Here is a 16,998-nt window from a genome sequence, read left to right as displayed (position 1 = left end):
ATGGACGGTTCCACTTCGAGAAGCCTGAGTATCGCCACCCCGAGCGAGACCAACCTGACCGCCACCGTTCTTGACCTGGAGCAGCGCACCTTGCTGCTGACCGCGGCCAACACCGGCAGCGGTACCAGTACCAGCGCGCTGGCGTTCGCCAGCCAACTGGCGCTAATGAGCGCCGGCGCCGTGCTGCTGATCGACAGCAGCAACAGCACCGGTGGCCTCAGTCAGCAACTGGGTCTGGGCAAGCTGCGCGGGTACACCGACCTGTTGTTCGACCAAGACACCCCGCCACTGGCTCAGGACTGCATCGTGCGCCTGTCCGATCAACTGTTCGACATCCTCCCGGCGGGCACCTTCAAGCGCGGGCGCGCCGCGCTCGATCCTGAGCGCCTGCGCGTGCTGCTGCACCAGCTCGGCGGCCAGTACCGCTTCGTGGTGATCGACGGCGAAGCGATCTATGCCAGCGCCGACAGCCTGGTGATCGGCACCCTGGTCGATGGCGTGATCCTGGTGGTGTGCGCCGAGGAGACTCGCAAGGAAGTCGCCCAGGCCGCCGCCCAGCGCCTGACCCAGGCCGGCGCGCGCCTGATCGGTAGCGTGTTCAACAAGCGCAAGTACTACATGCCCAAGTGGCTGTACAACAACCTCTAGGCCGGTACAGGAGAGACCCATGAGATATCCATCCATTGCCCTGTGCCTGCTGGTCCTGACCGGTTGCGCCAGCCAGGATAACCGCGAGATGCCGGTGCAGATCCTCACCGCTGCGCCCGAAGACAGCCAGGCCACCGAGGTGGCGCGGCGCGAGCAGGTGCTGCGCCCGCAAGACGTATTGGAAGTGATCTTCCACATCAGCGGCACCAGCGCCGGCGCCTACCGCATCCAGTCGGGCGACAGCATCGACCTTAACTTCATGGCCGCCAGCGGCCTCAACGGCAGCCAGCTGGTGCAACCAGACGGCACCATTACCCTGCCCAGCACCAACTCGACGGTCAAGGTCGAAGGGATGACCCCAGGCGAAGCTGAAAACGCCATCCGCGAGGCCTACCGCAACAAGCGCGTGTTCCAGAACAACCGCGACCAGGTGACGTTGCGGGTGATCAGCCCGATGACCAATGAGGTCACCCTGAAGAACACCCTGACCCACCCTGGCACCGGCATGAGCCGCGACATCACCGTCGGTACCGACGGCCGCGCGACCTTCCCGGAAATTGGTTCGGTGCCGCTGCAAGGCATGACCGTCAACCAACTGCGCGACTACCTCAACGAGCGCTACGCCAGCCTGCCGGGCCGGATGACGGTCGACGTGCTGCTCAAGTCAACCGCTGCCAACGAGATCTATGTCCTGGGTGAAGTCGGCCAGCCGGGTGCCTTCCAGATCCGCCGGCCGGTATCGGTGCTCGAAGCACTGACCCTGGCCCGCGGCCCGACCCTCAAGGCCAAGCTCGGCTCGGTGGTGATCATGCGCCGTAACGGCAACACCGTGCATGCCTATAACTACGACGTCGACCAGGCCCTCTCCGGTGGCAGCCAGAAGATCGCCTACCTGCAGCCCGAAGACATGCTCTATGTGCCCAAGAGCAAGCTGGCCAGTGCCGGCGAGCTGTCCCGGCAATTGGCTGACGTCGTGCTGTTCCAAGGCTTCGGCTTCAGCTTCAGCTATCGCGTCGACAACAAAGACGACAACAACTGACCGGGGATCGGACCATGACGACGCAACCCAAAGAAAACTATGTGCATGAGTTCTTCCGCATCTTTTTTGCCAATAAGCAATTGGCCAAGCGGGTGTTCCTGGTATTTGCGGTGATTGCCCTGGTGCTGCCGTTCGTGCTCAAGCAGAGCTACGACATCACCGCTGAGGTCATCGTGCAGTCGAAGAAACTCTCACAGAGCGACACCAGTTCGGCGCTGACCCAAGAAGCCGACCGCTTCATTCCACCGACCCTGGCCGACATGGAAACCGAGAGCAACATCATGCGCTCGCCGACCCTGATTCGCCAGACCATCGACCAGCTGCGCAAGGATGGCCAGTTCAAGACCGAGCCGGGCGCCTTGCAGCGTCATGTGTTCACGCCGCTGCGCGAGCAGGTGCTCAATCCGCTGAAGCGCCTGTTTGGCAGTGAGCAAGTGGCACAGCGTGACACCGAGCTGGACGCCCTCACCGACCAAGCGGTCAAGGCACTCACCGTCGAGACCCTGCCAGGTTCGAACGTCATCTCGGTGACTTACAGCGCCGATGATCCCAAGGTCGGCACCCTGTTCGTCAGCCAGTTGCTGGACAACTTCCTGAAAAACCGCCAGGACCTGCAGTCCAATGAGCTGCCACAAAGCTTCTACGAGCAGAAAAAACTCCACTACCAAGCCCGCCTGGGTGACCTGGAAGGGCAACGGATGGGCCTGCTGACTGCAATCAGCTCGTCTGACCCGAAAGAGGAGATCACCTTCCGCCTCAACGCGATCAACACCGAAGAGCAGGCGCTGAACGTGCAGCGCGACCGCCAGTTGCAGAACCAGAAGTGGCTCGAATACCTGCAAACCCACCTGGCTGCCGCCAGCAAGGCAAGAATTGCCGACTACGCCTTCCCCTACACCTTCACCACCACCCTGGAGAACGTGGCGTTCGAAGACCGCGAGATCAAGCAACTGGGCGAGCAACTGACCACCCAACTGGCGCGCTACAACGCCGACCGGACGGTGTTCCAGCCGGGTTCCGAACCCATGCTGCTGGCACGTGAGCAGATCGCCCAGCTGCGCGGGCAGTTCCTCAAGATCGTCGAGAACCGCATCCGTGAACGCCAACAGGATCTTTCTGTCACCCAGCAAGTGATCGACCAGAAGACCCAGCGCATCGCCGACTACAAGGCGCGCATCCTGCAACTGCGCGAAACCCAGAGCAAGACCCGCCAGCTGGACACCGAGATCGATGCCCTGCACAAGGCCTTCTCGACCTACGCCCAACGCTATGAAGAAAGCCGCGGCCAGGGCCTGCTCGACGGTAGCCAGTCCAACGCCAGGATCCTCAGCGCACCATACGAGCCAACCGCAGCGGCCTTCCCCAAACCTGGCCTGATCATTCCGTTCGGCCTGCTCTGCGGCTTGCTCCTGGCGATTGCCGTGGTCTACGTCAAGGAGTTCTTCGACCATCGCTTCAAACACCCTGCGCAAATCGGTCAAGAGCTGGGCCTGCCAGTGCTGCTGGTAATCAACGACCACGCCCCGGCCCTGCCCAACCCGCACAAGACCTGGTCGCTGCCGCGGCTGGTGCACTGGGTGCGCAATTGAACGCCGCCGTGCCCGCCGCCGGCCGGCCGATCGTGCACCTGCTCAGCAGCGGCGGCTTCTATGGTGCTGAGCGCATGCTGCTGGACCACTGCCAGGCGACCTCGGGCGACCATCGCGTGGTGTTCCTCGATGCCCCGGCGGAGCTGGTAACCCGGTTCCGCGAGGCAGGGGTTCAGTGCCAGTCGTGCGACAGCCTGCCAGCGCTGCTGCGGCTGTTGCGCGAGCAACGGCCGTTGATCAATACGCACAACTTCAAAGGCCTGGTGTTCGGTTGGCTGGGCGCCAGCGTGTGGCGCTTGCCGCTGGTGATCACCCAGCACGGCTTTACCCCCAGCAGCCGCAAGCAACGCCTGTATACCTGGCTGAGCCTGCAACTGTGCCGCATGCCCAACGTTGAACGGGTGGTCTGCGTGGCCGAAAGCATCGCGCGTATTTTGCGCGATGCGGGGGTACCGGCGAGCCGCCTGCAGGTGATCCCCAATGGCCTGCCGCAAGCCGCTGCCCTGCCTGAACGGATACCGGCGAGCGGCACCTGGCTGGCCGGCTACGTGGGACGCTTGAGCCGCGAAAAAGGCCCGGACCTGTTCCTCGACGCCTTGATCCCGCTGTGCCATCGCCACCCGCAGGTGCGTGGGGTAATGCTCGGCGAAGGCCCTGAACGCGCTGAACTGCAAGCGCGCATCGATGCCGCCGGGCTCACCGAGCGCATCACCCTGCCAGGCTTTCAGCGCGATATGCGCAGCTGGATGGCCCGCCTGGATGCGCTGGTGATCAGCTCGCGCACCGAAGGCACGCCGATGATCCTGCTCGAAGCCATGCAGGACGGCGTGCCAGTGGTGGCCTTCGGCGTCGGCGGCATCCCTGACGTCATCGAACATGGACGCAATGGCCTGTTGGCCCGGCCATTGGCCGTCGATGAGCTGGGCCAACAGCTGCTGGCCTTGCTCGAAGACCCGGCGCAGGCTGGCGAGCTGGTCGCCCGCGCCCGCCAGACCCAACGTGAACGCTACCACCTACCCACCCTGGCACAACGCTGGGCCCAGGTTTACCGGGGCGCGGCACAGGAGGTCGTCGCATGATCATTCCACTGTCGCTGGTCGGCCTGGTCGCCATGGCGTGCCTGGGCTTGTTGGCCAGCCCCTACCCTTACCTGGCGCCGGGCGCGGTGCTCGGCCTTGCCGGTGCGCTGGTCTTGTACCGGCGGCCGGCCTTGGGCTTGCTGGCGATCGTCACCCTGGTGCCGCTGGAAGGCTTGCTCAAGGATGGCCTGGTCTCCGGCGCCAAACTGGTGGGGATTGGCCTGGCCCTGATCCTCACCCTGCAACTGGCGGTCGGCCAATTGCAAGGCGCGCGCCTGCGCAGCTCGCACTGGCGGCTGCTGGCGCTGTTTCTGACCTTCTATCTGCTGAGCCTGTGGACCAGCGACAACCTCAGTTTGTCGCTGAACCACCTGCGCGACCTGATCGTCGGCCTGGTGGTGTTCGTTCTGACCTTGCTCATCGGCCGCGACCTGAACCTGCCTTGGCTGGCCCGGGTGATGACCCTCAGCGTCTGCGTGATGTGCCTGTTCGGCATATTTTCGACCAAGTACCAGGAAGGCGGCCGCGCCACCGCCATGCTCGACGCCAACCTGTTCGCCATGATGATTACCGTGGCCATGCCGATGGGCTTGTGGTTGGCCTTGAAGAGCCGCCAGCTGCCGATCAAGCTGTTCTGGATCGGCTGCTGTCTGTTGCTGCTGGCCGGCATGACCAAGACCGACTCCCGCTCGGGGCTGGTGGTGCTGCTGATCAGCTCGGGCATCCTGCTCTACAACTACCGGGAGCAGCTCAGCCACATTCGCCCGCGCCACCTAGGCTTCGCCATGCTTGGCATCGCCATCATCCTGCCGTTGGCCGCTGCGGTAGTGCCGGCCAGCTATGTCGATCGTATCGCGTCGCTGGCGATGCTCAAGTCCGGGGTCAATGCGCACAAGGACGAGTCACTAGGCCGGCGCGCCACCTACCTGGTGGTGGGCAAGCAGATGATCAGCGACAACCCAGTCCTCGGCGCCGGCCCAGGCACCTTCCCACTGCATTACGCCGACACCGGCTTCTCCAAGGCCTTTGCCCCGGTCAACAGCGTCGCCACCGACCTGTATCGCCGCGCACACAACACCTACCTGGAAATCTTCAGCGAAATCGGCCTGCCAGCTGGGTTGCTGTTCGTTGGCATGATCGCCCTGGCTCTGCGCAACTTCTGGCGGGCGCGCGCGGCCTGGGCGGCGATCGGCGAGCACGACAAAGCCGACATGATGACCCACCTGACCATCAGCATGCTGGCCATTGCGCTGTTCCTGATGTTCCTCAGTTCACCGAGCCTCAAGTACCTGTGGCTGATGCTGGCCCTGTCCAGCGTGGTCTGGCGTGAAGCGGCCCAGGCCCGGGCACTGCAGGGGGCGGCATGAGCCTGATCAGCATCGTCATTCCCATGTTCAACGAGGCCCGGCATATTGCCCGGACCTTGCAGGCGGTGCAGGTGGCAGCCGCCAATGCCGGGCTCGACTGTGAAGTGCTGGTGGTCGACAACGGCTCTAGCGACGCCGGCCCTGCTATTGCCAAAGGCTTCGGTGCGCGGGTGCTGAGCCTGCCAAAGATGGCCATCGGCGCCCTGCGCAACCACGGCGCCCGCGCCAGCAACGGGCAATGGTTGGCGTTTCTCGACGCCGACATCGAGGTGCCCAGCGATTGGCTCAGCCGCTTGCTCGACCTGCAGCGTCGTGGCGAAGGCGATGTGTTCGCCCTGGATTGCGACACCCCCCGCCAGGCGCCGTGGTTCGCCTATGCCTGGCAGCGCCGCACCTTGCGCGCCGGGCAAGCCCTGCAAGACAGCAGCTGGTTGCCGACCCCCAACCTGTTGATGCAGCGCCAGTGGTTCGACCGGGTCGGCGGTTTTGACGAACGGCTGCGCACGGGCGAAGACAAAGACTTCACCTTGCGCCTGCATCAAGCCGGCGCGCGCCTGCGTGTGCTGCGCCAACCGGTGGTGCTGCACTGGGGCTTCGAAGGCAGTTGGGCGGAATGGCTGGGCAAAGAGCTGTGGCGCCAGGGCAGTCACCTGCAACTGCTGCGAAGCAACGGCCTGAGCCTGCGCCTGCTGCGTTTCCCGCTACTGTCGCTGGCGATCTGGCTGTTCGATGCATTTGCCCTGGCGCTGCTAGTGGCCGGCAATGGTCGCGCAGCCATGCTGCTAGCGCTGGTCGGCGCCCTGCCCGCCCTGGTCCTGAGCCTGCGCCAGAGCCTGAAACACCGCGATCCACTGTTTGTCCTGCAGCTTTGGGGCCTGCACTGGGTCCGCCTGCACCTGGCCGGCGCGGCCTGTGTACTCAGCCTGTTCAACTGGAATGCAAGGAGGCCCGCACGTGGCTGAATCAATCTTCTGGCTCTGCCTGCTACTGCCCTTTTATGCCTGGCTCGGCTACCCGCTGCTGCTGACCCTGGTCGGGCCGTTATTCGCGCGCCATCGACCAGGGCCGTTGCCCCGGCAACAGGTCAGCGTGGTGGTGGCCGCGCACAACGAGGAGCGGCATATCGAAGACAAACTGCGCAACCTGCTCGCGCAGAACTGCCCAGCCGCCGACCTGCAGATCATCGTTGCCAGCGATGGCTCCAGCGATCGCACCGTGGCCCTGGCACGCAGCTTCGGTGACCCGCGAATTCACGTGCTGGACCTGCCACGCCAAGGCAAGAACAGCGTGCTCAACGCCGCCGTCGAACACTGCAGCGGCGATATCCTGGTGTTCACCGATGCCGATGTGCACTGGCTCGATGGCACCCTCAGCGCCCTGTTGGCACCGTTTGCCGACCCGGCCGTGGGCGCCAGCGTCGGCAACATGGTTATCCCCGTCACCGGTAAAGGCCTGAGCCTGGGGGAAAGCCTGTATCGCCACTACGAAGCCTGGCTGCGCCGGGTGGAAAACCGCACCGGCTGCACAGTTTCGGCCGATGGCGCGCTGCAAGCGGTACGCCGCGAGTATTACCAACCGATCCCGCCACGGGTCAACGACGACTTCTACATCAATACCTGCGCACCGGTGGCCGGCAAGCGCGTGGTGTACGTCGACCAGGCCAAGGTGCTGGACATTGGCGTGGACGAAGCGCATCGGCAATTCAGCCGCCGCCAGCGGGTCACGGTCGGCGGCCTGATCAGCCTGGCCGCCCGCCGCGAGCTGCTCAACCCACTGCGCCATGGCCTGTACGCCATCGCCCTGATCAGCCACAAGCTGATTCGCCGGCTGGCGCCGGTACTGCTGTTGCCGCTGTTGTTGGCCAACTTTTTCCTGCTCGACGAGCACGTTTTCTACCGTCTGACGCTGGTCGCCCAGTTGCTCTGCTACGCGATTGCCGTGGCGGGCCTGTTGGATGTGCGTCATCGCCTGCCCAAGCCGTTTCGCCTGGCCGCATTCGTCCTGGTGACCTTGGCGGGGATGAGCGTGGGCCTGTGGCAGTTCTTGCGCGGGCACAGCTACAACCAATGGAACCCCGACCAGACTCGATGAGTGCCTGACATGCCGATCAAGACCAGTATCAAGCGTGCCAGCGGTTGGCTCTACCTCAACTCTCCCAAGGGCCGCAGCCAGCTGCGCGGTGCCGGGGTGATACTCATGCTGCATCGGGTGCTGGCCGACGACGCCAGCGCCGCGCTGCCCCATCGCAATGAACTGTGCGTCGGCCCCAAGGCCTTCGAGGGCCTGCTGCGCTGGCTGCCGCGGCACTTTGACTGCGTCAGCCTGATGGACCTGCTCAAAGACCACCAAGGCACTCGCGGCAGCGGCCGGCCCAAGGTTGCCCTGACCTTCGACGACGGCTGGCGCGATAACGCCCTGAACGCCTTTCCCTTGCTGCGTAAACATCACATACCGGCGAGCATCTTCCTCTCCACCGATTTCATCGGCAGCCGCCAGCGCTTCTGGTGGGAAAGCGTCGGCGAAACCCTGTGGGGCAGCCATGGCGAAGAGCCGCGTCGGCAACTGATCGAGCGCTTGCGCAAGCTCGGGCGGCCGCTGCCTGCGGCCTACTTCATGAACGACCGGCCCAAAGCGCGCAGCCACGCGCTGGCGCAGTATCTGCAAGGCCTCAAGAGCCTCAATCATCAGGCCTTGCAGTTGCTCACCGACGCCTGCCCGCCAGAGTCCCTGGCCCAGGCCATGGACTGGCAGCAGGTGCGCGAACTGGAAGACTCAGGCCTGGTGCGCTTCGGCCCCCACGGCGCCAGCCATGCGTTGCTGCCGTACCTGGACGACCGCCGTCTGGATGAAGAACTGCAACGCAGTCACGCCGCCCTCAACCAAGGCTGCCAGCAGCCGCTGCCGGTGTACTGCTACCCCAACGGCGACCACGATGAGCGGGTTCGCGCGCGGGTCGCCGCCCACCGCTACCCCTATGCCCTGAGCACCCGCGCCGGGATTTGCCAAGGCTATGACGACCCGTTGGCGTTGCCCCGTATCGGCGTCAGCCAACGCAATGCCAGCCGGCCTTCGCTGTTGGCTTGGCGCATCAGCCGCGGGAGCCGCTCATGAACCGCAACAGCTACCTGCGCCATCTGCTGCTGAGCATGGGCACCAAACTTGCCATGATCGCCCTGCGCCTGGCGCGCAACGTGTTGCTGGCGCGCATCCTCGGCCCCAGCGAGCGCGGTTTGTTCGCCCTGCTCAGCACCCTGCCCGACCTGATCAGCGCCGCCACCAGCGGCGGGCTCAACAGTGCCGTCGGTTACCAGGCGGCCAAGCACCGCGATATGGGCCTGCTGCTGACCCAGGTGTTGATCTATGGCTGCCTGCTGGCCGGGTTGCTGACGCTGGTGTGTGTCGTGCTAGTGCGCCAGTTCGGTGCTGAGCTGGAGATCACCCTGCAGTTGGGCGTGCTCGCCTGGCTGTTGCTGCTGGCAGTGCCCATGACCGTGCTCAAGAGCGGCCTGCTGACCCTGCACAACGCCAGCGGCGGCGTCGGCGCCTTCAATGCCCTGCGTCTGAGCGAATCACTGGCGCCGCTGCTGCTGTTCGTCGGGCTGTACTGGATGTGGCAGGAGCACGCCTTGGAAGCGGCGCTGATCAGCTGGCTGGGCGGTATCGCCCTGGTGTTGGTACTGGGCCTGTGGTGGCTACGGCGGCAACACCTGCTGCACCTGCGCTGGGACCGCAGCGGCCAGCGCGAGCTCCTGAGCTACAGCGCCAAAAGTCATCCGGACCTGTTGTTCCAGCAGCTGATCCTGCGCTCGGACTACCTGTTCATCGGCGCGATTCTGGGCAGTACTGCGCTGGGTCACTACGCCATGGCCAGCGCCGCCGCCGAACTGCTGCTGATCATCCCCGAGGCAGTCACCACGCCGCTGATGAAGCGCCTGCTGCAACAAGATGCCGGCATGGACAAGATCACCCCATTGGCCCTGCGCCTGACCGCCACGGTCATGCTCGGCGCCTGCCTGGGCATGGCGCTGATCGGCCAATGGCTGATCGTGACCCTGTTCGGCGCCGAGTACCAACCCGCCTACCCGGCCCTGCTGGCGCTGCTGCCAGGCCTGCTTGGGCTGTGCTTCGCGAGCATCCTGCGCCTGGACCTGCTGGGCAAGAATCGCCCCGGCACGGTGTCGCTGATGATGGGCGCAGGCGCCGCGCTGAACCTGGTGCTCAACCTGGTCCTGATCCCCACCTGGGGCATCGTCGGCGCCGCCATGGCCTCCTCCATCGCCTACCTGACTGTGACCGTGGCCATGCTGGTGCTGTATTGCCGGCTCAGTGGCGTAGCGCTGGGGCAGACCTTGATCGTTTTACCCAGCGACTTCGCCCCGCTGCGCCAGATGCTGCAACGGAGGCCAGCATGAATCTCTCTTCTCTCACTCCACCTCCAAGCGCCAGGGCAGTAGGAGGTCGCCCTGAGCTGGAACGCGTCAACCGACGCATCTCGACCTGCCACAAACAGGAGGCACCATGCGTGCATTGAGCAAAATCCGGGAGCGCATCAAGCGCAAAGGATTGCGCAACACACTGCGAGCCGCGTTCAAGCGATTCGTTTTCTACCATTGGGAACTGCTGTGGATGGAGCGCGACCTGGTCAGCCCTGTCCCTCCCCATCGGCTTAAACCGTACACGCCGCTGCGGGTGGAGCGGATCACGGTGAACAATGTCCAGGCCTTTGCCAAGCATTTCGGCGATCGCGTGGAAGTCATGCGCGAGCTGGCCGCCGAGGGCCACACCGGGCTGATGTTCCTTGACGATGACAACCACACCTGTGCGTTCATCTGGGGCAGCAGCCGGCACTACCACGACCGCCACTTCTACGGGTGCTGGTTCCCGGTGCAAGCAGGCGAATTCTTCGAGTTCGGTGGCGAGCTGATCCGCAAATACTGGGGCACGCGCTTGTCCCTGGATATCCAGTTGGAAATCTGGAAAGCCATGGCCGCGCAAGGCTGCACCAAGGTGGTGGATGTGTGCGAAAGCGACAACATCCCTGCGCTGAAGCTGCATTTGCGTACCGGCTACAAGGAGCAAGGACGAATCATGAACGTGTATTGCCTGTTTGGTCGCTGGAAGTTCTTCCGTGAAACCCGCTACACCGAGTCACGCCTTGAGCCACTGCGTAAACCTGAGCGGGAAACCGTCTCGGCCACGGCGTCGTGAAGCCATGGGCTTGCGCCTGAGCTGGTGCGCCTCGCTGCGCACCCCCGACTTCCCCGCTGCCGACTACGAGGCGCTGCGCCAGCGCTTGGCCGGCAGCACCCCTTTCAACCACCTGGGCTGGCTGCGTGCCGCCGAGGCCGCCCTGCAACCTGGGCAATTGCTGCAAGTGCTGCTTGGCTACAAGAACGGCCAGCTCTGCCTGTGCCTGCCGCTGGTGCGCCAGCGCGAAGCATTCGGCCCCATTTCTTTGGCGGTGGTACGCCACCTGGGCTACCCACTGAGTGACCGCATCGCCCTGTTGATCGACCTGCCGGGCAATGCTGCTGGCAAGGTCCTGCGTGCCATTCGCAAGCAGCTGCCACATGCCCTGTTGCAATTGAGCGAAGTGCCTGACGGCGCTGCCGGTGACAACTGGCTGCGGCGCTGGGCCAGCCGCAGCTCGACCTTCGAACGGCGCCTGACCTGCAGCGTGCCGGTGCATCGCATCAGCGCCGCCGATCGCCAGGAGGTCAGCGGCGATCCGCGCTACAAACTGCGCCGCGCGCGTAAACGCATCGCCGCCTGTGGCGCGCAAGTGCGCCGCGTGATCGCCACCAAGGACACGATCAGCGAGTTGCTCGATGCCATCAGCGCTGTCGAAGCGGCCAGCTGGAAAGGTGACGATGAAGTCGGCATCTTCTCCGGCGAACAGCGCCGCCAGTGGATGTACCAGGCCTTTACCGCCCTGGCTGGCGAAGGCCTGGTGTGCCTGGTCTTGCTGGAACTCGACGGCCGCTGCATCAGTTACCGCCTAGGCCTGCTCGAACGTGGCCGGGTATACGACTACAACCTGGCCTTCGAGCCTGCCCATAGTGACCTGGGCAGTGGCCGGGTGCTGCTCGAAGAATTCATCCACTGGGGCCTGGACGACGGCTGGCAGTGGGTCGACGCCTCCCGCGTCAGCCTGGAAAACTCCAGCCACCAGCTGCACGAACGCCAGACCGAGCAGGTCGACCAGTGGCGCCTGAGCTGCTACAGCTGGCGCCTGGACGGTATCGCCCTGGGCCTGGCGCTGCGCTGCTGGCAGTGGCTCAAGCCGCGCCTGCGCAAGCGCGCCGCCAGCCCCCAGGTCGCGGCCACCCCCAATCCCCCACAGGAGAGTCCGAATGCCATCTCAGGTCATAGTCAACGCTGACGATTTCGGCCTCAGTGCCCATACCAACGCGGTGATCTTGCATGCCTTCCAGGCCGGATTGATCAGTTCGGCGACTGCCATGGCCAACATGCCGGCGTTTGCCGCAGCCTGCGTCCTGGCCCAGCAGCCGGCGCTCAAAGGGCGGATTGGCTTGCATTTCAACCTGACCTACGGCCGGCCGTTAAGCCAGGCCATCTTGGCCGAAGCGCGTTTTTGCGCGCCGCACGGCGAATTCGAACTCAAGCTCAAGCGCCGCACCCTGCGCCTGTCGCGGCGTGAGCGGCTGGCCGTCGAACAGGAGCTCGAAGCACAGTGGAACCGCTGCCTGGAACATGGGGTGATGCCCAGCCACCTGGACTCGCATCAGCATGTGCACAACATCTGGCCAATCGGCGCGATCGTCGCGCGCTTCGCTCGCAAACAAGGGGTGCCGGTGCGCTTGGCGCGCAACCTGGGGCAGAACATCGGCCCCTTGAAGAAAATCTTCAAGGCGCTGCTCAATCGGCGCTTGCGCCAACTCAGCGGGGCGACGGCGGACTATGTATGCACGCCGCAGGACTTGAAGGCGGGCCTGGCGCCCAAACGGGGCGTACTGGAAATCGTCGCCCATCCCAGCGCACTGGGCGGGCATGACTTTGGTGATGCTTACCTGGCCACCGGCGAGTCGCTCAAGAACCTGATTGACCAGCGGCTGGCGGGGCTACCTCGGGTTGGCTACACCTGCCTGGCTGCTCAGCCTTCGGCGCTCGCTGCGCAGACTTGATAGGCGTCGAGCAGCGATCTCAGCGCGCCGGCCGCCGCTGCTCATGTTGCACCAGCCATGCCTGCAACGCCGGCGCAGGCATCGGCCGGCCCATCAGGTAGCCTTGGCCCTGATTGCACCCGGCATTGCGCAGAAAGTCGTACTGCTCCTGGGTTTCGATGCCTTCGGCGGTGATCCTAAAGCCCAGCGCATGGCCCAGGTCGATGATCGCGCGGGCGACGGCCACCGCATCGTCGTCGCCAGGCAAGTCCTTGATGAAGGCGCGGTCGATCTTCAAGTGGTCGATCGGCAGCGAGCGCAGATAGGCCAGCGACGAGTAGCCGGTACCGAAATCGTCCACCGCGGTGGCCACGCCCATGGCTTGCAGCTGGGCCAACACCGCGCAGGCCTGTTGCTGGCTTTCCATCAACAGGCTTTCGGTGATTTCCACCTCCAGCAGTTGCGCCGGCAAGTCGTAACGCGCCAGCGCCGTAGCGAGGCTGGTGACATAGTCGCTGCGCTCGATCTGCAAGGCCGCGACGTTAATCGCCAATGGCCCAGGCAAACAGTCTGCGGCGCGCCAGCTGGCCAACTGTGCGCAGGCCAGATCCAGCACCAACTCACCTAGCGGGATGATCAAACCGGTGCGCTCGGCCAACGGGATGAACTCGGCCGGCGACACCAACCCATGCTCGGGGTCACGCCAGCGCAACAGCGCCTCGACCCCCTCCAGCTGACCACTGAACAAATCCACCTTGGGCTGGTACCACAGCTCGAATTCGTTGTCCTGCAGGGCTCGGCGCAGGTTGCGTTCCAACTCCAGCCGCTGCTGCAGGCGCGCGGTCATCTCGGGGTGATACGGGCGCCAGGCATTGCGGCCGCTCTCCTTGGCCACGTACATGGCGGTGTCGGCATGGCGCAGCAGGCTGTCGACGCTCTCGCCATGCTGCGGGCACCAGGCCAAACCGATGCTGCCGGTGACCAGCGCAGCATTGCCGTTAAGGTCGAACGGCCGCTGCAGGCAACGCAAGATCGCCCGTACCTGGTGACTGACCTGGCCCTGGCTGCCTTGGAGCATGAACACGAACTCATCGCCGCCAAGTCGGCAAACGCGGTCGGCGCTGTCGAGTTCTTGCAAAAAGCGCGCAGTGGCTTGTTGCAAGAGTAGATCGCCCATGGGGTGGCCGAGGCTGTCATTGACCTGTTTGAAGCCGTCGATATCCAGCATCAATACTGCCAGGCCATTGCCCTTGAGGATGGCAGCGGCCAACTGCTGCTGGAACAGCACGCGATTAGGCAGCCCGGTGATGGTGTCGTAGTGGGCCAGGCGCTCCAGCTGGGCCTGCGACTGGCGCAGTTCGCGGTTGCGCTGCTTGAGCAAACGGTGATTGCGATTGAGCTGGGCGACGAACACGCTGAACAGCCCGGTGCAACTCAAGGCGAACAAAAACAAGGGCGACGCGAACAAGCCCAGCACCGGCCAGCCGGCATGCGGGGCAGCGACCAGCTGCCAGCGACCACCTGGCACTTCCACCGTCTGGCTGAGCAGCGGGTCTTCGAACAGCCGTGCATCGCCCCAGATCAACCCGCCATCGCCGCCTTGGCCATTGGCGCCACGCACGGCCACGTCGATCTCAAGCTCCGGCCCAAGCCCGGCGGCGGCCAGCAGCCGATCGATGTCGGCCACGGTCGAGACGTTGCCCCAGTAGAACTTCACCCCGCGCTTGCCATTGATGAACACCGGGCGCCGATATATCAGCGCCTGGCCGCCCTGATACAGCTTCACCGGCCCGGCAAGCACCGGCTGCATCTGCTCGCGCGCCGATTGCAATAGCGGGAACTGGTCGGCCAGTCGCCGATAGTCCAGGCCCATGATGGCCTGGTTGCCCTTGAGCGGATAGACATCGCTGATCACATCGTCCGGCGCCAGCGACACATGGCGCATGTACGGCACCGATTCCAAGGCTTCGCGCGCCATACCATGGAAGTGCTCGGCACTGATATGGCCATCGGCGGCGATCAGTTGGGCAATGCCCTCGGTTTCGCCAAAGGCTGCGCGCAGTTGCGCTTCCAAGGCGGCCCGCACCCCAGACAAATGTGCAGCAATGGTGGCGACCTGCTCGCTCTGCTCGCGTTGCACGTCCAGCCGGCCAAGCACCAGCGACAAGCTGATGCCAATCAGGGCAAAACCCACTGGCAGCAGGCGGTTGGCGCTGTGACGCAGCGAGCCCGCAGCGGCTGGCGGGTCATCAGGGGAAGGGTGGACGGTTCTCATGGGCCCGCGATCGGAGGACGATTGATCCTGTATCGGCGCAGGCTGGCCAATGTTGAGCCAGACTGGTGTTTTTCTTGCGGCGGGTGCATGCTCGGACGCTGAAGCGTTTCACCTAGCCTAACCTGTGAGGTGCAGTAACCATGGACCGTTTGCTCGATTCGCTGTTTCCGACCGCCGAAGAAATCCCCGAAGCCTGGCGCCTCGGCCCGCCCCTGGAACAGCGCGATTACCTCGTCAATGGCGAACTCAGGCAATGGCATGGGCCCTTGGCTACCGTACGCAGTCCGGTCTGGCTCAAACAGGGCGATGAAGAGCACCAGGTGATTTTGGGCAGTGCACCGTTGCTTGACGCCGACACCGCACTCACCGCCCTGGATGCTGCGGTTCAAGCCTATGACAAAGGCCGCGGCAGCTGGCCGAACATGCGCGTGGCCGAGCGCATCCAGCACGTCGAAGCGTTCCTGGCGCGCATGCGCGAACAGCGCAGCGCGGTGGTCAAGCTGCTGATGTGGGAGATCGGCAAGAACCTCAAGGATTCGGAGAAAGAGTTCGACCGCACCTGCGACTACATCGTCGACACCATCAACGCCCTCAAGGATCTGGACCGACGCTCCAGCCGCTTTGAACTCGAACAAGGCACCCTCGGCCAGATCCGCCGTGCGCCGCTAGGCGTGGCGCTGTGCATGGGCCCTTACAACTATCCGCTGAACGAGACCTTCACCACCCTGATCCCAGCGTTGATCATGGGCAATACCGTGGTGTTCAAGCCGGCCAAGTTCGGCGTGCTGCTGATCCGGCCACTGCTCGAAGCGTTCCGCGACAGCTTCCCGGCCGGGGTGATCAACGTCATTTATGGTCGCGGCCGGGAGACCGTCAGCGCCTTGATGGCCAGCGGCAAGATCGACGTATTCGCCTTCATCGGCACCCACAAAGCCGCCAGCGACCTGAAAAAACTCCATCCACGCCCGCACCGCCTGCGTGCAGCGCTGGGCCTGGATGCCAAGAACCCCGGGATCGTGCTGCCCCAGGTGGACCTGGATAACGCCGTCGAGGAAGCAGTGACCGGCGCCCTCTCCTTCAATGGCCAGCGCTGCACCGCACTGAAGATCCTGTTCGTGCACGAGGATGTGGTCGCGCCGTTCCTGGAGAAATTCCAACGCAAGCTGGCTGCGCTCAAGCCCGGCATGCCCTGGGCACCGGGGGTGGCGCTGACGCCGCTGCCAGAGCAAGGCAAGGTCGACTACCTCAACGCCTTGGTGGAGGATGCCAAGGGCAAGGGCGCGCAGGTACTCAATGAGCATGAAGGCGGCGGCCACAGCCGGGGGTCGTTCTTCTATCCTGCCCTGCTCTACCCGGTCAGCGCCGATATGCGCGTGTATCACGAGGAGCAGTTTGGGCCGGTGGTGCCGGTGGTGCCCTACCGCGACCTTGAGACAGTGATCGAATATGTACTGGATTCCGACTACGGCCAGCAGTTGAGCCTGTTCGGCAATGATCCCCAGACCATCGGCACGCTGGTCGACACCTTTGCCAACCAGGTGGGGCGCATCAACATCAATGCGCAGTGCCAGCGTGGCCCGGATACCTACCCGTTCAACGGCCGCAAGAACAGCGCTGAAGGGACCTTGTCGGTACATGACGCCTTGCGGGTATTCTCGATCCGCACCTTGGTCGCGACCAAGTTCCAGGAGGCTAACAAACAATTGATCAGCGAGATCATCCGTAATCGGCAGTCAAGCTTCCTGACTACCGACTACATCTTCTAGCCAGGCAATTGCTTATGGGGAATTAGCATTTGCGCTTGCGGCCTAACTGTATAAACATACAGCCTCATGGTTTATATTGGCCTCTTCGCGGGACACCTTCCGGGTAGTAGG

14 protein-coding genes are annotated in these 16,998 nt (G+C 64.1%); 13 read left to right on the top strand and 1 reads right to left on the bottom strand.

Annotated elements, in window-relative coordinates:
• The 12 genes from ACI2JX_RS19385 (at nt 1) to ACI2JX_RS19330 (ending at nt 12,867) form a co-directional block, all read left to right on the top strand.
• Nucleotides 1–648, top strand: coding sequence for a CpsD/CapB family tyrosine-protein kinase (locus tag ACI2JX_RS19385; RefSeq protein ID WP_264233042.1), 648 nt, complete (start codon nt 1–3; stop codon nt 646–648).
• A gap of 19 nt (nt 649–667) precedes the next feature.
• Nucleotides 668–1,687 (top strand): polysaccharide biosynthesis/export family protein, encoded by a 1,020-nt coding sequence (locus tag ACI2JX_RS19380; protein WP_186554561.1) that lies wholly within the window; start codon nt 668–670, stop codon nt 1,685–1,687.
• 14 nt (nt 1,688–1,701) lie between these two features.
• Nucleotides 1,702–3,276, top strand: a complete 1,575-nt coding sequence (locus tag ACI2JX_RS19375) for a GumC family protein (RefSeq protein ID WP_404690778.1) — start codon at nt 1,702–1,704, stop codon at nt 3,274–3,276.
• Nucleotides 3,273–4,355: a glycosyltransferase family 4 protein gene (locus ACI2JX_RS19370; RefSeq protein WP_372353280.1), complete on the top strand. Its 1,083-nt coding sequence runs from the start codon at nt 3,273–3,275 to the stop codon at nt 4,353–4,355. Before ACI2JX_RS19375 ends, ACI2JX_RS19370 begins: the two co-directional genes overlap by 4 nt.
• A complete protein-coding gene (locus ACI2JX_RS19365) occupies nt 4,352–5,722 on the top strand; it encodes an O-antigen ligase family protein (protein WP_404690777.1) in 1,371 nt (456 codons plus the stop codon). Before ACI2JX_RS19370 ends, ACI2JX_RS19365 begins: the two co-directional genes overlap by 4 nt.
• Entirely contained in the window at nt 5,719–6,684 is a 966-nt protein-coding gene (locus ACI2JX_RS19360; protein WP_368971928.1) for a glycosyltransferase family 2 protein, read from the top strand. Before ACI2JX_RS19365 ends, ACI2JX_RS19360 begins: the two co-directional genes overlap by 4 nt.
• Complete coding sequence (locus ACI2JX_RS19355; RefSeq protein WP_404690776.1) at nt 6,677–7,813, top strand: glycosyltransferase family 2 protein; 1,137 nt, start codon at nt 6,677–6,679, stop codon at nt 7,811–7,813. Before ACI2JX_RS19360 ends, ACI2JX_RS19355 begins: the two co-directional genes overlap by 8 nt.
• A 9-nt stretch (nt 7,814–7,822) precedes the next feature.
• On the top strand, nt 7,823–8,833 hold the full coding sequence (locus tag ACI2JX_RS19350) for a polysaccharide deacetylase family protein (protein WP_264233047.1): 1,011 nt from the start codon (nt 7,823–7,825) through the stop codon (nt 8,831–8,833).
• A complete protein-coding gene (locus tag ACI2JX_RS19345) occupies nt 8,830–10,134 on the top strand; it encodes a lipopolysaccharide biosynthesis protein (RefSeq protein ID WP_404690775.1) in 1,305 nt (434 codons plus the stop codon). Before ACI2JX_RS19350 ends, ACI2JX_RS19345 begins: the two co-directional genes overlap by 4 nt.
• A 106-nt stretch (nt 10,135–10,240) precedes the next feature.
• Nucleotides 10,241–10,930: an N-acetyltransferase gene (locus ACI2JX_RS19340; RefSeq protein ID WP_404690774.1), complete on the top strand. Its 690-nt coding sequence runs from the start codon at nt 10,241–10,243 to the stop codon at nt 10,928–10,930.
• Nucleotides 10,931–10,934: 4 nt separating this feature from the next.
• Nucleotides 10,935–12,104 (top strand): GNAT family N-acetyltransferase, encoded by a 1,170-nt coding sequence (locus ACI2JX_RS19335; protein ID WP_404690773.1) that lies wholly within the window; start codon nt 10,935–10,937, stop codon nt 12,102–12,104.
• Nucleotides 12,076–12,867, top strand: coding sequence for a ChbG/HpnK family deacetylase (locus tag ACI2JX_RS19330; protein WP_368971931.1), 792 nt, complete (start codon nt 12,076–12,078; stop codon nt 12,865–12,867). The genes ACI2JX_RS19335 and ACI2JX_RS19330 overlap by 29 nt, the downstream gene beginning before the upstream one ends.
• 19 nt (nt 12,868–12,886) lie before the next feature.
• Here ACI2JX_RS19330 and ACI2JX_RS19325 read toward each other — a convergent pair whose 3' ends face one another.
• Nucleotides 12,887–15,121: a putative bifunctional diguanylate cyclase/phosphodiesterase gene (locus ACI2JX_RS19325; protein ID WP_368971932.1), complete on the bottom strand. Its 2,235-nt coding sequence runs from the start codon at nt 15,119–15,121 to the stop codon at nt 12,887–12,889.
• A 140-nt stretch (nt 15,122–15,261) separates the two neighbouring features.
• Between ACI2JX_RS19325 and ACI2JX_RS19320 the strand changes: the two genes are divergently transcribed.
• Nucleotides 15,262–16,887 carry an NADP-dependent glyceraldehyde-3-phosphate dehydrogenase gene (locus tag ACI2JX_RS19320; protein ID WP_186554572.1) on the top strand — a complete coding sequence of 542 codons (1,626 nt, stop codon included), beginning with the start codon at nt 15,262–15,264 and terminating at the stop codon, nt 16,885–16,887.
• Nucleotides 16,888–16,998 lie beyond the last annotated feature (111 nt).

It is taken from the genome of Pseudomonas sp. NPDC088890, from assembly GCF_044900155.1.
In the GTDB taxonomy this organism is placed as follows: Bacteria; Pseudomonadota; Gammaproteobacteria; order Pseudomonadales; family Pseudomonadaceae; genus Aquipseudomonas; species Aquipseudomonas urmiensis.
Note: the sequence above shows the minus strand (reverse complement) of the source record. Positions and strands in the feature narration are given on the sequence as shown.

Excerpts from the sequence above, each read along its gene's own strand:
- ACI2JX_RS19340 (WP_404690774.1), top strand. The coding sequence starts at position 10,241 with ATGCGTGCATTGAGCAAAATCCGGGAGCGCATCAAGCGCAAAGGATTG.
- ACI2JX_RS19345 (WP_404690775.1), top strand. The coding sequence starts at position 8,830 with ATGAACCGCAACAGCTACCTGCGCCATCTGCTGCTGAGCATGGGCACC.
- ACI2JX_RS19365 (WP_404690777.1), top strand. The coding sequence starts at position 4,352 with ATGATCATTCCACTGTCGCTGGTCGGCCTGGTCGCCATGGCGTGCCTG.
- ACI2JX_RS19330 (WP_368971931.1), top strand. The coding sequence starts at position 12,076 with ATGCCATCTCAGGTCATAGTCAACGCTGACGATTTCGGCCTCAGTGCC.
- ACI2JX_RS19325 (WP_368971932.1), bottom strand. The coding sequence starts at position 15,121 with ATGAGAACCGTCCACCCTTCCCCTGATGACCCGCCAGCCGCTGCGGGC.
- ACI2JX_RS19380 (WP_186554561.1), top strand. The coding sequence starts at position 668 with ATGAGATATCCATCCATTGCCCTGTGCCTGCTGGTCCTGACCGGTTGC.
- ACI2JX_RS19375 (WP_404690778.1), top strand. The coding sequence starts at position 1,702 with ATGACGACGCAACCCAAAGAAAACTATGTGCATGAGTTCTTCCGCATC.
- ACI2JX_RS19360 (WP_368971928.1), top strand. The coding sequence starts at position 5,719 with ATGAGCCTGATCAGCATCGTCATTCCCATGTTCAACGAGGCCCGGCAT.
- ACI2JX_RS19335 (WP_404690773.1), top strand. The coding sequence starts at position 10,935 with ATGGGCTTGCGCCTGAGCTGGTGCGCCTCGCTGCGCACCCCCGACTTC.
- ACI2JX_RS19350 (WP_264233047.1), top strand. The coding sequence starts at position 7,823 with ATGCCGATCAAGACCAGTATCAAGCGTGCCAGCGGTTGGCTCTACCTC.
- ACI2JX_RS19320 (WP_186554572.1), top strand. The coding sequence starts at position 15,262 with ATGGACCGTTTGCTCGATTCGCTGTTTCCGACCGCCGAAGAAATCCCC.
- ACI2JX_RS19385 (WP_264233042.1), top strand. The coding sequence starts at position 1 with ATGGACGGTTCCACTTCGAGAAGCCTGAGTATCGCCACCCCGAGCGAG.